Source organism: Microbacterium sp. 4NA327F11 (assembly GCF_005503465.1).
Lineage (GTDB): Bacteria > Actinomycetota > Actinomycetes > Actinomycetales > Microbacteriaceae > Microbacterium > Microbacterium ginsengisoli.
Window position 1 is genome coordinate 1 of the sequence record NZ_SCOB01000053.1, and the last position, 1,638, is coordinate 1,638.

1 protein-coding gene and 1 pseudogene are annotated in these 1,638 nt (G+C 66.0%); both read left to right on the plus strand.

All coding sequences use genetic code 11. From position 1 onward, the window contains the following. Positions 1-45: 45 nt before the first annotated feature. A pseudogene (locus FFS51_RS14985) lies at positions 46-174 on the plus strand (helix-turn-helix domain-containing protein); the annotation flags it as partial. A 225-nt stretch (positions 175-399) separates the two neighbouring features. Next, complete coding sequence (locus tag FFS51_RS14565) at positions 400-1,605, plus strand: IS30 family transposase (protein ID WP_249352744.1); 1,206 nt, start codon at positions 400-402, stop codon at positions 1,603-1,605. Positions 1,606-1,638: the final 33 nt, after the last annotated feature.

Here is a 1,638-nt window from a genome sequence, read left to right on the forward strand (position 1 = left end):
CTTGGATTCCAGCGATCGTCGCAACACTGATGACGAGGGGGATGGATGCCGGCACGGAAGTACACAGAGCAGCAGCGGCGTGAGTTCATGGCGTTGATCGACCGGGGCGGGTCGGTAAGAGCGGCGGCGCAGAAGGTCGGCGTCGATCCGAGCACGGCGTATCGATGGATGAAGGAGGCGGGGTTGTCCACGCCGCGGAGCACGCAGCGGCAGTACTCGCCTGAACAGAAGGCGACGTTTCTTGCGCGCCTGGTCGAGGTCGGTAACGTCTCGGCGGTGGCGCGAGAGCTCGGATTCAATCGGGTGACGTGCTATGTCTGGGCGCATCGCGCCGGGATCTTCACCGGCGCACACGCCGACGCGAGACGCCAGGAGTTTCTCCGATTGCGCAGCGAGGGCGTGTCGCGGCGGGAGGCCGCGAAGCGGTTGGGTGTCGAGTCGCATCAGGCGCTGGATTGGGACAAGGGCATCCGGGTGTTCTCGAAGGGGCGCATTTACCCGGACGGTCGGGTGGTGCTCTACAAACCGGCCGAGATACTGGCGAACGTGAAGAAGCCGAGGACGGTCTGGCATCAGGGTGAACGCGTCGATCTGGGGCGGGTCGAGCGGGTGATCGATGCCCGCTACCTCAGCCTTCTCGAGCGAGAGCGGCTGAAGGACCTGCAGCAAGACGGCCTGTCGATCCGGCAGATCGCCATCGCGATGGGTCGAGCCCCCTCGACGATCAGCCGTGAGCTGCGGCGCAACACGGTCAGTCACCACGGTTACCTGCCGCACTCTGCCCACCGAGCCTCGGTGAAGCGGCGCGAGCGACCCCGGCGGGCGAAACTCAGCATCGAGGGGCCGCTGCGAGACTACGTGACGGCGAAGCTCGCGAAGCGGTGGTCACCGGAGCAGATCAGCCGCCGGCTTCGGCGAGACTTTCCGCATGACTCCGGGATGCGTGTGAGCAGCGAGACGATCTACCAAGCCGTCTACGTCCACGCGCACGGCGAGCTCAAACGCGAGCTCGCCCGGTCGCTGCGCCGGGGTCGCGGCGCGCGGAAGCCGCATCGCGATCCGCACGCGCGCACCAGTCGCTTTGTCGATCCGATCACCAGCCTGACCGAGCGACCTGACGAGGTCGAGGATCGCGTCCTGCCCGGACACTGGGAGGGCGACCTGATCGTCGGTGGCATGCAGCGATCAGCGGTCGCGACCCTGGTCGAGCGCACCACTCGCTACACGCTCCTCGGCCATCTGCCCATCGAACGCACCGCAGAAGCAGTTCGCGACAGCCTCGTCACGGCCCTCGCCGGCCTGCCGTCGGGGCTACGTCGAACACTGACCTGGGACCAGGGAGCCGAAATGAGCGAACACCGCACGTTCGCCGCCGCTACCGGCATGCAGGTCTACTTCTGCGACCCCGCCTCGCCCTGGCAACGCGGCACGAACGAGAACACGAACGGGCTACTACGCCAGTACTTGCCCAAGGGCAGTGACCTCAGCGCCCACACCATCTCCGATCTCGCAGCCATCGCCGAAGAACTCAACAGTCGCCCCCGGAAAGCTCTCGAATGGGACACCCCGGCCGAGCGCTTCGCTGCTTTACTGGACAGCAAATAACTCAGACCGTTGCGACGATCGCTGGAATCCAAG